The sequence below is a fragment of the Ruegeria sp. I3 genome, assembly GCF_056532525.1.
On record NZ_JBQFNI010000001.1, the window covers coordinates 104096 to 116790 of the forward strand.

Genomic DNA, 12695 nt, shown 5'->3' on the forward strand with positions numbered 1-12695 from the left:
ATCGTTGCCCTTACGCCTGACTGTCCTGAATAGCGCGGATCAAACCCGCACGGTTAATAACACCTACCGTCTTGCCATCCTGCGTCACAGCTACGACTCCATGTCCGTCCACGCAGAGGTTCATCAGGTCGGACAGATCCATATCTGGGTGAGCCTCTTTGGCATCCTCCGGGAGTTCGCCGTGATGCGCCTCGAACTCATCGACCGGTTTCATGACCGCATGGGCGAAGATCATATTGAGTTTCGAAATTCCCGCCACAAAGTCGGCCACATAGTCGTCAGCGGGGTTGAGTATGATCTCTTCCGGCGTGCCGATCTGCACGATGCGCCCGTCCTTCATGATCGCGATGCGGTGGCCGATGCGGATTGCTTCATCCAGGTCGTGGGTGATAAACATCGTGGTTTTGTTCAGCTTGTGACTGAGGTCCATGAACTGATCCTGCAACTGCTTGCGGATTAGCGGGTCTAGGGCCGAGAACGGCTCATCCATCAAAAGGATTTCAGGGTCTGCAGCGATCGCACGGGCCAGTCCCACGCGTTGTTGCATACCGCCTGACAGCTCATGTGCGTATTTGTCTTCCCAACCGTTCAGCTCGACCAGCTCCAGCACCCGGTCCGCCTCTTCCCAGCGGCGTGCTTTTCCGGTTCCGCGAATTTCCAGCGGCATTGCTACATTGTCGCGGACTGTGCGGTGAGGCATCAAGCCAAAGTTCTGGAACACCATCGCAACGCGCCGGTTACGCAGATCGCGCAGACCTTCATCGTTCAGGCCCATCACATCCTCGCCATCCAGATAGATATGGCCGTCAGTGGGCTCCAGCAGACGGTTCACATGACGCACAAGGGTCGATTTACCCGAACCCGACAGGCCCATGACGCAGAACAGTTCACCTCGTTCGATCTCAAAGCTGGCATCAGCCACGCCGACAACGCAGTTGAAACGCTCCAGCACCTCAGCCTTGCTCAGGCCCTCGCTGTGGATAGCGTTCAAAGCCTCCTGGGAGCGAGTACCGAAAACTTTCCACACGCCTTTTGCGTCGATTGCTATTTCCGCTGTCATATTGGCCCCATTGGAATTGTGTTGGTTCGCGCCCCCGATTGTCAGGGGCGCATGGGCTTTAGTTGGTCGTCAGTCCCAGCCAACCGTCGACGATATCGCCGTTGGCGGCGATCCATTCGGCTACGACTTCATCCGTGTCACGGCCCTTGACCACGACTTCATAAGTCAGACCGCTTAGCTCTCCCGCATCCATGTCGATATTGGCAAGGAAAGAGGCCGCTGCCGGGTTGCGCTGTTCCAGCGATTTCGAATGCGCCACTGTCACGGTTTTGACCGGTTCACCCGTGCTGACATGGGATTTGTTATACCAATCGGCATCCTGATCGGGCTGAACCATCTTGTAGGTGGCCGCGTCGTGCTCGGGCTCTTCCAGAATGGTCACATCATATAAGGCGTGTACGTAGTGTGGCGCGTAGCAGTAGAAGGCCGCGCCTTTCTTCTGGTCGATCTGATCTTTCAGACGCGAATAGAACACGGTTTCATCTTCAGTGGTCGGCGTCAGAAAGGTCTCGATCCCATAATCCCGCACCCGCACCTTGAACGTGTTGGTCGAGGCCCAGCCCGAGGCACCAACCCAGACCTCACCCATGCCGTCGCCATCGGAGTCAAACAGCTCTTGCGCGACGGGTGTCGCCAGGTCGTAGATCGAACGGATGTTGTGATCTTCGACCATGTAGTTTGGCACGCAAATCCCGGCGCGGCCTTCGTAACTGCCTGAGGACAAACCTACGGTGCCTTTCTGATCGACATATTCATCCGTAAAGGACGACTGGTTCGGCAGCCAAACATCCGGGTGTACGTCGATGTCACCACGACCGCCATCCATGGCGGCAAAGATCACCGCGTTTGCTCCGGGGGCATAGCCAGCTTCTCCACCCAAGCGGGTCTCAATGATCTGGCCGATCACACGGCTCATTATTTTGGCACCGGGCCAGCTGGGCTCGCCCACCATAACCTTTTCTTGTGCCATCGCCGTTGTTGCGCCGAAAGCAAAGGTCAAGGTTGCAATAAGTTTCAGTTTTTTCATGTACTTTCTCCCGTTGCGTTGAGTTGCATGCGCCTTCAGGCGCGCGCCCGCTTACGTTGCGGGTCTATGAATGGAATATCCGAGACGGTGGCGCGCAGGCGTTTCATCCGCCCGTCGAGTTGACCGATCTCAAGTTGAGTGCCGTTTTCCGCGTGTTCGATGGATAACCGTGCCATTGCGATTGCGTGTTCCAGCGTCGGTGATCGGGTGGCAGACGTTACCACTCCTACTTGCCGTTCACCTGTATAGACGGGTGCACCGTGCGCTGGCACATCATCGCATCCGATTAAAAGCCCTTTAAGCGCCCGACGTGGCTCGCGCAGGTTGCGTTCCAGTGCGGCTTTTCCAGTGAATTCGGTTTTTGTCAGATCGACGGCGAAGCCAAGACCAGCCTCAAAGGCATCGACACCCGGCGCAAATTCGGCATTGGCCGCGGCCAGCCCTGCCTCTATCCGGATGATGTCCAGGGCGGCCGAGCCCATTGGCGTGATCCCAAACTCTTCCCCAGCCGCCATCACCGCATCCCAGATCGCAACGGCGTCGGATTTGGAACAGAAGACCTCATACCCCAACTCACCGGTATACCCCGAGCGTGACAGCATAAACGGCGCACCCTCGCGGTCACGTAGCCGCGCGACGGTGACGCCGAACCATTTCAGATGATCCAAGCCTGGCACATGCGGTTGCGTAAAGGCGATCTTGCGTAGCAGTTCGCGCGACTTTGGCCCTTGAATGGCCAGGTTGGGCATTGCTCCACGCAGCGCATGGATCCGCACTTGCAGGCCACGCGCATCGGCCAGTTCTTGCAACGCGCGCCCGCTTTCCTCGGTGCCGCAACACCAACGGAAGATTTCGGGCGCAAGTCGGAACAGGGTGCCATCGTCGATCACCGAGCCGCTCTCGTCACACATCAATGTATAAGACCCGCGCCAGACCGGTAGCTTCGCCACATTGCGCGTGGTGGCCAATTGCATCAGAGCCTCGGCATCCGGGCCGACAATATCGAATTTGCGAAGCCCGCTCATGTCCTGAACAGTCACCGCCTCGCGACAGGCCCAGTATTCACCCAACGTGCCGTGGGCAGGGTAACTGACGGGCGCCCATAGGTCGCGCGCAGGTGCGAAATGCTGGGTTAACGGGGCCAGACGGTCGTGAAAGGCCGACTCCTGACTGATCGACATGGGCGCGTCTTCCTTTTCACGATAGGCAACCGCACGGCGGATGGGCGTTTTGGGGCGGTAGATGCGTACATGCACATCGGTCGGGTTCCAGCCATTGATGGGATCAATGTCGTCCGGGCAGGCGGTCGAGACGCAAACCAGATCCTCAAGCGCGCGCATGGCGACATAGTCACCGGGACGCGAGTAGGATTCCTCGGTTAGTATGTGATGGTTCGTCGGGTCGATCCATGTATTCCAGAAGAAGTTGATTGCAGGCCACGCAGCCCGCTGTGAAACGCCGTAAGGGGCCAAGGCGTTTGACATATTATCCGAACAGTTCAGATGGCCGGGGAACCCTCGCTCTTCATACCCGCGAGCGGTACAGGCTAGTCCGAATGTGTCATGCCGACCGCAGGTATCCTGCACTACGTTCAACAGCGGGCGCATGTCACGATCAAAGAACTTGTCCAGCAAGCCGGGGCCGGGATAGGCACGGCGCACCATCGACCGAGTGGCAGTTGAATCGATCATCCATTCCTGGCCACGATCCAGCCCATCAGTTCGCAGCGCCATGAAGTCAGAACACTGCTGGCCTTCAATGTCGATGATTTGAACAAATTCTCCAGCCTTCAGTTCATAGGCCAGAGCGCTACCGCGTTGCACGGTGAATTCGTCCCGTGTATCACCCAGCAAAGGTGGCAAAGGCGGCCCTTTGACCATTGCTGGTTTGTGCAAGACTGTGATGTTCCCGGTCGCACTGCCTTCAATCAACCCTGTGACCGCGGTTGTACGGATCACCCAGACAGTAACCGTGTGGTCTGCGCGGAGAATCAGCGGCTCGGGTATATGGTCCAGCCTGTGACAGGGAACCTGCCGACTGCCGCCATGCGCCGTAACCCAAGTCAGGAGCTGTGTACTATCAAAATTGTCCCATTTGACGTGCCCGGTTGCTGTCAAACTCAGCGCCGCCAGTCCCGACTTTCCATCATTGGTGAACGCCACAACATCCAGTGCTTGCTTTGGACCAACCCCTTCTATCGAAAGCAAATCACCGTGCTTTACGACCAGTCGAACAGCCTCACGTGCGGTAAGGATGTGCATGCGGGTGTCAGAAGCGTTCTGAAACCCAGGAAACAGGCGGCCAGGGCTGTCAAACCCCGAGTTGGTAAACGCGTGTAAGACGGATGACCCCTGCATATCGCTGCTGAATTCCCAAAATGTAACTAGTTACAGAGGTTGATGAAACTAGTTACATATGTCAACTCTTTACTCAGAAATCCGCGAAATGGACACCAAATCCTACGATGCAAAAAGCCCCAGAGCCTAAAAAACGCGCAAATCTCAGAGATGTAGCAAAGGCTGCGGGCGTGTCTGTCGCGACGGTGTCGCGCGTGTTGAACGAACCGAGTGTGGTTAAGAAAGATACTCTGGAAAAAGTTCAAGCCACCATCGCTGACCTCAAATTTGTCCCAAGTGCGGCCGCGCGCGCGATCAACTCCGGACGCACTAGATTTGTCGGCGCATTGGTCCCAACTCTGGACAACGCAATCTTTGCCCGCTTTCTTGCGGCGCTAGAGCGCAAGCTGTCGGACCACCAATTGTCACTGATCGTAGCAACCACCGAGGCAAATCTGGATATCGAAGCCAAGAAAGCCAAAAGCCTGCTGGATATCGGAGCTGAGGGGCTGATTATCACCGGAGCCACACACAATGCCGCGCTGCTCGATCTGATCGAGCGCACTATGTTGCCAACAATCATTACGTCTTTCTTTGACCCCGAAAACCCGTTGCCGACCATCGGGTATGATAACGCAGCCGCGGCGCAACTTGCATTGCAGCACCTTGCAGATCTCGGACATCGGGACATTGCTGTCGTACATGGCCCGGTTCACGACAATGATCGCACACGAGCTCGCCTTGCAGGCATTACAACCTTTCCCTTCGCTGGAAATCTTTCAACCTTCGAAACCGAGATCAGCCATCAGGGCGGAGTAAACGTTGCAAAACACCTCGGCGGTCTAAACACCAAGCCAGATGCAATTTTATGCCTATCTGACGTCGTTGCGCTTGGGGTTTTGCTTGGTCTTCAAGCGCAAAACATCAGCGTCCCGGACCAGATTTCTATGATGGGCGTTGACGACCTTCCAATTTCGTCCGTGACCGTTCCGCCTCTGACAAGCGTGCATCTACCTGTTTCTAAGATGGGTGAACGAGCAGCAGACGCGCTAGCCGATTGGATCGCTTCTGATCAGGCACCTAAATCCGAAGAGCTCGCCACACGACTCGTTGTTCGGAGCTCTACAAAACGAATTTAGACGACCTGGGCATCACGATTTGCGAAACGAGCGAGGCTATGGATGATGCCGAAGGCCTATTACGGGCTCTGATCACCAGCCGGCACAAACCACAGTGGATGTCAGAGAGAAGCGCGTTTGCTCATTGGTCGAGACGCAGCTAATACCTGAGAAATTCTAAGAAGGGCGCTGACTAATCGGAAATGCCTTGACTTGCGAGTGTTAGTGTCTGCGCTCCTCTAAGGAAAAATAACATATAAAATCAGTAAACTAATATCTATCGAATCGCAAAGCTATATGTCTCCCCACATTCCTGTTGTTTAAAGTCAAGCGAACCCGACCTAACCGTCATAGTTGGACCAGACAAGCGGTGGACGTTCGTCATCAGAAGACGCCCCAATGTTAGACATTAGTTGAATTTGACATTTGCTTCATAAACTAACCCACCGCCTCCAGTTCATGCTCCGACGGACTGTTTGGTTTGATCTGACTTCCCTTTCGGAAAATCAGAGCTGATTTGTAGGTCAGGCAGCGAACAATGGGGTTGCCTTAGAGGTCAGCCGCGCCTTTTGCGACGTTAGTAACCTTAATGATCGCGCGCTTCCTGCCACCGGACGAAACCCTTGAAGGCCTGAAAGCGTACAGTCCGCCCGAGCGAGGGCGCGACTTCCCGTTGTTCTCAGCGGCAGAGTGTTTTGTTGGCTATGCGATCAACCAAAGCTCGTTGTACAATGGCAAACCTCGGAGTGTGTGCTATTTCATCAAGTGTCGCGACCCACAGTGGAACATCAATTCCAGGATCCATCTCGCTCGATAGCTGAAGCCGAGGGTCCGCGTTCCCGATGAACAAGGGCAGAAACGCTCTGCCCACCCCAGATGCAGCCATCTGCTGAAGCACTAAGAAGCTATCTGCTCCGTTGGTCATTTCGTCCGCACTGACATGATCGGCAAGCCATTTTGCTGGAAGAGAACGACTCAATGCCCCATCAAGCCGCAACCATTTTCGATTGGTGCCGCCGTCGTCGAAAACTCCAAATGACAGCGTACCTGCGCGTTCCCCAACAAGCCCTTCTTCAAGTTTTATGGAGGGTCTTACGGCGATGTCCGCAGTTAATCTCGATAAATCATGATGGCTGTTGCCGCTCAATAAAGTCAGCTCCAAGCCAGGGTATAACTGGGATATCTCTTTAAGTATCTGGGGCAAGACAAGCTGGCAAAGGCTGTCAGTTGACGCGATACGTACGTGACCTACTGGAGACCGGTTTGCTCCTACAAGCGCTCGTTCGACCGATAGCACCGCATCTTCGACGCTTTCCATAGCCGACAGAACTGCTCTGGCCTCGGGCAGGGCAGAGTATCCCGAAGGGCTTTTCTGGAAAATCACACAGCTATTGCGCTCTTCGAATGCGGCTACCCTTCGCAACACGGTCGCATGCGTGACGCCCAGTGCCGCTGCAGCTGCATTGAGTGAGCCGTATTTGCTTACGGCGAGCGCGTACCGAATATCATCCCAGTTTTCGTTGTTCATAAATTAACAAGTGACGACCAATAACAAACAATTACAAGAAAAATCGTTCAAGTTAACATTCGGAGCATTAAATAGGGAGACACATCATGAAGAAGAAGTTCTCAGTATTCGCTGCAGGTCTTTTGTCATTGGCCGCCATTGGCACAGCCATCGCCCAAGAAAGTGAAAACCCGGCTGTGAAAGCTCGTACCTCAATCATGCAACTCTATGCTTTCAATCTTGGTACACTTGGCGGAATGGCTAAGGGAGAGGTCGATTATAATGCCGAGGCCGCAACTCGGGCCGCGAATAATCTTGTTGTACTGACACAAATCGATCAATCCGCGATGTGGCCCCAGGGATCTGACAATGTGTCCGATCCGACCACCCGTGCATTGCCTGCGATCTGGGAGAACTTCCCTGACGTGGGTGCAAAAGGGCAGGCCATGGCAGACGCCGCTGTTGCGATGCAGGCTGCGGCAGGTCAAGATGTTGATGCCCTGAAAGCAGCGATGGGCGATCTGGGCGGAAGCTGTTCGGCATGTCACAAAGCATACAGAGCTCCAAAGAACTGATTGGGCACTAACGGTGCGGCGCTTTCTTTTCTTTGTCGCAATCGTCATTGTGTTGGTCGGGTTGGCCGGTTTGGTCCTGACCCGACCTCAACGAATGGAGCAATCACGACTCGACGGTTTGAACCCAGATCTTGCTAGAGGTGAAATCGTGTTCCACGCGGGGGGATGCGCATCCTGTCATTCAGCGCCGGATGCGGTCGGTGAAGACAAGCTCGTGCTCGCTGGTGGTCGCCGGTTTGAGACGGAATTCGGCACGTTCATTGCCCCCAACATTTCCAGTGACCCGGAAACTGGTGTCGGATCCTGGTCTGCCCTGGATCTGGCCAGTGCCTTGATCCATGGAACCGGACCCGAAGGGCAGCACTATTTCCCAGCGTTTCCCTATACCTCTTACGCCAACATGTCGGCCGAAGACGTGGTTTCGCTACACGCATTCCTCGGCACGCTGCCAGCGGCCGCAACCGAAAGTGTTGCGCATGAAGTAGGTTTTCCCTTCAACGTTCGGCGCGGATTGGGGGGATGGAAGCTCTTGTTCATGTCATCAGGCTGGGTGGTTGAAGGTGATCTGACCGACCAACAAAAACATGGCAGGTATTTGGTCGAGGCGCTGGGTCATTGCGCTGAATGCCATACCCCGCGAAATGGTTTAGGGGGCCTGAAACGAGACCTTTGGCTGACGGGTGCACCAAATCCAAACGGGAAAGGTCGTATCCCCGGCTTAACCTCAGACCAGCTTGATTGGTCAGAGGCAGACATTGCCGAATACCTAAAATCTGGCTTTACACCAGACTATGACAGTGCGGGTGGTGAGATGGTGGAAGTCATCGAGAACACCTCACGGCTGACGGATGAGGACCGTTTGGCGATTGCCGCCTATCTCAAGGCTGTTCCTGTTTCGTCGACCGGGCTTTCATCCGAATAACAGTCGTTTGGCGCCACGCACTGGCGACCAGATGCTGTCGCCGTTAGGATGCCGTAAGACCTATTCCCTTTTCGCCAAACACCTGTTTTACGTTTTGAACATCGGAGCTCACCAATCACCCGAGTTTCTGTTCGTGATTGACTGAGGGTCGCGGCGAAATGACACAAAAAATCGCTCTTTGGTCTATCCCGATATCCATTGCGGTACTGGCCTTGAAACTGTTGGCTTGGTGGCTGACAGGCTCGGTGGCTTTGTTGTCGGACGCAATGGAATCAACCGTGAATGTTGTCGCGGCTTTGTTGGCGTATTTCGCAGTTCGGGTTGCCAATAAGCCCCCTGACCAAAACCACCCCTTTGGTCACAAAAAAGCTGAGTATCTTTCAGCCGTGGTTGAGGGCGCGCTGATTGTGTTGGCGGCGTTCTTGATCATCAGAGAAGCTGTACTGGTGCTCCCGAACCCGCATCTTGAGGATGCGCCGCTGCTTGGAATTGCCGTCAATATCGTTGCAACGGGTGTGAACGGTGCATGGGCCTACCTCTTGCTTAGGACAGGTAGGCGCGAGGGATCGCCCGCCTTGGAAGCGAGCTCCCGCCACATTTTTACGGATGTTATGACTTCTGCTGGTGTCGTCGCAGGACTGATACTAGCGCTTGTCACCGGCTGGTTGATCCTTGACCCGATCCTGGCAATTCTTGTTGCGCTGAACATCTTGTGGGAGGGCTGGAAAGTTATTCGGGCATCCGTCGATGGCCTGATGGATGTGAGCCTGTCGGAACATGACTTGCAGACTGTTTCTAATGCAATCGAAGCAAACCTTGGCGCAGCTTTAGAGTATCATGACCTCAAAGGGCGCAGATCCGCGAATGTTATCTTTGTAGAGTTTCACCTTGTTGTGGATGGCACGATGCCAGTCAGCGCGGCGCACGATATATGCAACGACATAGAGGAAGAACTAGAGTGTCTGTACCCGGGTTCCGTCTTTGTCATCCACCTCGAACCTGATGACGAGCTGAAAGGCGACGGGGTTAATCCCCACTAAACTGCTCATTTGGTTCTGCAAAGAATCTATTGGTTTGACTGATCGGATTAAGACGTTCGGCTTGAAATTCGTCAGACCTAAGCCCGATGTGGGAAAGTCGGGCCGGTAGTAGCCTGTCTCCAATGTCATGAAGCGTGACGATCAAAATTGGAGGCGAAAATGAAAATTCAAAGAAAGCTGGGTCAACTTCTAAGTACCGCGGCGTTGGCTTCGTTGATTGCCGCGACGCCTTATGTGCCAACCTTTGATGACGATGGCCGCCTACATTTTGAACCGTCATATGCCTTTGCCAAAAGCGGCAAAGGGAAAGACGGGGATGATCGTGACGATGACCGGGATGATGATCGTGACGATGACAGGGATGATGATCGCGACGACGATCGGGATGATAACTCGGGGTCGGGTAATAGCGGCCGTGGTGGCGACCGAGATGATGATCGTGATGACGATAGAGACGATGATCGAGACGACGACAAAGATGATAACCGGGACGACAATTCGGGGTCGGGAAAAAGTGGTCGCGACGACGATGATGATGACGATAATGACGATGATGACTCCAAACGCTCCAATAAGGGCAGCGGAAAGAAGGATAAGTCTAATTCAGGGGGCAAATCGTCGGGTTCGGCTGGGATAACAAAGGTCGAAACGAACGCCAACGGCATTGAGGTGCGTTACTCGGACGGAACCAAGGAAGAGATCGAAAACGGGCGGTATGAGAGAAAGAATGCTCAGAACCGAACTGTTGAGGAACGCCCCGCGACAGGCGCTGACGTTTCAAGGCTTCGGTCCTTGGCGAATGGTATCTCAATCGACAATGTACGCTCATCTGGGCAAGGCGGCACTGCTGGAAGTCGACCCACGAAAATCGAACGCCAAGGCAACAATATCGAAGTAAATTATGCCAATGGTTGGAAAGAGGAGATCGAGTTTGGGCGTTACGAGTTGAAAGACCCTTACAACCGGACTGTTGTTGAAAGAAACGCAACGGCCTCTGATCGCCGGAGGTTACAGTCGGTCGCCAACTGAGCTGCAATTCCAGTCGATAATCCGTTGGCGGCTTCTTTTTGGTGAGGGGCCGCCACCGTCGTCAACGAGACCGCAGCTATTCTCCCTTGTTCCAAACATCATGTGCAATGAGCGCGGCCTCTACCCGATTTCGCGCATGAAGCTTGGACAGAACTGCGGTCATGTAGTGCTTCACGGTCTTTTCCTGGAGGTCTAACTCGTCAGCGATTTCACGATTACTCAGTCCTTTGGCCACACGTCTCAGTATTTCTTCCTCACGATGTGTAAGGTCATCTAGAATGCTGCTGTTAACAGACATGCCGGTGTCAGCGTTGATTTGAAGAAGTACCCGCGAGGCCAAGCCAGGAGAAACGAACCCTTCACCTGCGGCGATGCTGCGTAAAGAAGCGGTTAGTTCGCTTGCGGTTACTCCCTTCACAATGTACCCAATCGCACCCGCCTCCAAGGCGTCCGCGACATCGCCGCTGTTCTCTGAGACTGTCAAGATTGCAATGACAGGTGGATTTGCCATTGCCGCGATTTTACGTGTCGCGCTTATCCCGCCACCGGGCATAGAGAGGTCAAGAATAGCTATGTCCGGCTGATGCGTGCCGACCAGCGATACTGCCTCTTCAGCACTGGACCCAGCGGCTAAAACTTCGAAGCCATCAGCTTCATCCAACGTGCGCTGCAAACCATCCCTGAATATCGGGTGATCATCGGCTATTACGACAGATGTAGTCATGATGTGCCCAACTTTCTGGGAAATAGTGTCATAGCTATGGTGGTGCCTTCGCCCGGTCTCGATGCGACGTCGAACCTGCCACCAATACTCTCGACCCGATCTCGCAAGCCCATAAGCCCCTGGCCACCATCATCTCGCAACGCGGTTTCTTTTGACCTGTCAAATCCTGGTCCGTCGTCTGTGACCTTTACAACTATGCGGTCGTTCTGCGCCTCAGCGATAACAGTGCACTTGGAAGCTGGAGCATATCTCGCCGCATTGGAAAGCGTTTCCTGGAGGAACCGAAAAACGCACAGTTTGTCGGACAATGACAACTCCGGAGCCTGGCTACCCAGGAATGAAATATCCGGTCGCAACGGGCTGTGTTCGGCGTGATCCTCTACGGCTCTCTTCACAACATCGACGAGTGACAGGCTATCGATATCTGGCGCGGACAGCCCTCGCGAAATTGCACGAATTTCAGCCAGCGATTTTTGCAAAGACTGCTGAATTTCCACTGCCTCTTTAGGCCTTTCCGACTCTTTGGAAAACGCCGCCTCCAGTCTAAGGGCGGCGAGCGACAGGTATTGCGCAGGGCCATCATGTAGCTCAGCTCCAAGATTCTTGAGGAACCGATCTGTTTGCGTGGTATATCTTTCTGACGCCTCGACCACACGCGACCGCAGCAGCGCATTCTGCTCAGCCATCTTCTCACTTTCTTTCAACCGCTGTTTAAGAAGAGACCCCTGTCGTCGAATTGTTTTGTCGCCAATTGCGACGATGGAATACAGAACAATAGTACTTGCCAGAAATGCGGAGCCGACGACCAACCAACTTGTTCGCCTGGCCTTGGCTAAGTCTAACTCAAGCTGGTCAGCTCTTTCGTAGAACTCCGCAACTGCGATGATTTCGCCGGACCAGAGTTCGCGAATTGGGCTGTAAACTTCCAGCAGTGGTATCCCCAATGCCGCCTCGGCGGCGCTCTCGGCATGATCAAGTTCTTCGAAAGAGCCGGAGATATCACCGTTCCACGCTCGCCTTAAATCATCCGTTGGATTGAAACGGTTTCCTATGATGTCTGTATCCGAGGCATGCGCAATCACACCGCCTTGCTTCCAGAATTTGTAGGAAACGATACGGTCACGCATTGGCTGGGTCATGAAAATCTCATGCAGCGCCAGGCTCACCTGCTCAGAAAGGCGGTCGCCATGTGCCAATTCCTGGCTGAGCGGGGAAACTACGCTTTCCATATACAGCGCTGCGGAGTTGGCGGAGTTTTGCACGACTGCGTTCTGAATTCGATTAGACACCCAGACCCCAACGATTGCGGTAGCAGTACCCATCACGAAGATACTTGCCGCAAGAAAGACTCGCGACA

General features: G+C 54.3%; 11 protein-coding genes. 5 read left to right on the forward strand and 6 right to left on the reverse strand.

The window, feature by feature from the left end:
- Positions 1–10: 10 nt before the first annotated feature.
- The 3 genes from ACR0L9_RS00580 to ACR0L9_RS00590 are packed head-to-tail and all read right to left on the reverse strand — an operon-like array spanning position 11 to position 4444.
- On the reverse strand, positions 11–1060 hold the full coding sequence (locus ACR0L9_RS00580) for a quaternary amine ABC transporter ATP-binding protein (protein WP_170392768.1): 1050 nt from the start codon (positions 1058–1060) through the stop codon (positions 11–13).
- Positions 1061–1118: 58 nt separating this feature from the next.
- The gene (locus ACR0L9_RS00585; protein WP_170392767.1) at positions 1119–2087 is read right to left on the reverse strand and encodes an ABC transporter substrate-binding protein; all 969 of its coding nucleotides are present in this window, start codon (positions 2085–2087) and stop codon (positions 1119–1121) included.
- A gap of 35 nt (positions 2088–2122) precedes the next feature.
- Positions 2123–4444: a DUF1989 domain-containing protein gene (locus ACR0L9_RS00590; RefSeq protein ID WP_480894310.1), complete on the reverse strand. Its 2322-nt coding sequence runs from the start codon at positions 4442–4444 to the stop codon at positions 2123–2125.
- 107 nt (positions 4445–4551) lie between these two features.
- Here ACR0L9_RS00590 and ACR0L9_RS00595 point away from each other — a divergent pair, with 107 nt between their 5' ends.
- The gene (locus ACR0L9_RS00595) at positions 4552–5562 is read left to right on the forward strand and encodes a LacI family DNA-binding transcriptional regulator (protein ID WP_170625029.1); all 1011 of its coding nucleotides are present in this window, start codon (positions 4552–4554) and stop codon (positions 5560–5562) included.
- A gap of 658 nt (positions 5563–6220) precedes the next feature.
- On the opposite strand, the gene ACR0L9_RS00600 is transcribed toward ACR0L9_RS00595, so the two are convergent.
- Entirely contained in the window at positions 6221–7069 is an 849-nt protein-coding gene (locus tag ACR0L9_RS00600; RefSeq protein ID WP_170818946.1) for a LysR family transcriptional regulator, read from the reverse strand.
- Positions 7070–7155: 86 nt separating this feature from the next.
- Here ACR0L9_RS00600 and ACR0L9_RS00605 point away from each other — a divergent pair, with 86 nt between their 5' ends.
- The 4 genes from ACR0L9_RS00605 to ACR0L9_RS00620 all read left to right on the forward strand — a co-directional run bounded on the left by ACR0L9_RS00605 (position 7156) and on the right by ACR0L9_RS00620 (position 10614).
- Positions 7156–7623, forward strand: a complete 468-nt coding sequence (locus ACR0L9_RS00605) for a cytochrome c (RefSeq protein ID WP_170392763.1) — start codon at positions 7156–7158, stop codon at positions 7621–7623.
- Between the two features lie 13 nt (positions 7624–7636).
- Complete coding sequence (locus ACR0L9_RS00610; RefSeq protein WP_480894312.1) at positions 7637–8545, forward strand: c-type cytochrome; 909 nt, start codon at positions 7637–7639, stop codon at positions 8543–8545.
- A gap of 158 nt (positions 8546–8703) precedes the next feature.
- The gene (locus ACR0L9_RS00615; protein ID WP_480894314.1) at positions 8704–9585 is read left to right on the forward strand and encodes a cation diffusion facilitator family transporter; all 882 of its coding nucleotides are present in this window, start codon (positions 8704–8706) and stop codon (positions 9583–9585) included.
- A 159-nt stretch (positions 9586–9744) separates the two neighbouring features.
- Positions 9745–10614: a hypothetical protein gene (locus ACR0L9_RS00620; protein WP_480894316.1), complete on the forward strand. Its 870-nt coding sequence runs from the start codon at positions 9745–9747 to the stop codon at positions 10612–10614.
- 76 nt (positions 10615–10690) lie between these two features.
- On the opposite strand, the gene ACR0L9_RS00625 is transcribed toward ACR0L9_RS00620, so the two are convergent.
- Positions 10691–11338, reverse strand: coding sequence for a response regulator (locus tag ACR0L9_RS00625; protein WP_170392761.1), 648 nt, complete (start codon positions 11336–11338; stop codon positions 10691–10693).
- Complete coding sequence (locus tag ACR0L9_RS00630; RefSeq protein ID WP_480894318.1) at positions 11335–12660, reverse strand: sensor histidine kinase; 1326 nt, start codon at positions 12658–12660, stop codon at positions 11335–11337. Before ACR0L9_RS00630 ends, ACR0L9_RS00625 begins: the two co-directional genes overlap by 4 nt.
- Positions 12661–12695: the final 35 nt, after the last annotated feature.